The 272-nt window shown below is 66.2% G+C and carries 1 pseudogene; it reads left to right on the forward strand.

The window, feature by feature from the left end:
- Positions 1-272: pseudogene (locus AC5RVN_RS17475) on the forward strand (xylose isomerase); the annotation flags it as partial.

The raw sequence follows: 272 nt of genomic DNA on the forward strand, positions 1-272 counted from the left end.
CCCGCACCGATGGCTACGACGGCGTCTGGGAATCAGCCAAAGCCAACATGAACATGTACCTGCTCCTGAAAGAACGCGCCCTCGCGTTCCGCGCCGACCCCCAGGTCCAGGAAGCACTCACCGCCTCGGGCGTGTTCGAACTCGGCGAACCCACCCTCGCCGCCGGCGAAACCGCCACCGACCTGCTGGCCGACACCACCGCCTTCGAGGACTTCAACGCCGACACCGCAGCCGAACGCTCCTTCGCGTTCGTACGCCTCAACCAACTCGCC

The sequence above is a fragment of the Arthrobacter sp. sptzw32 genome, assembly GCF_059089735.1.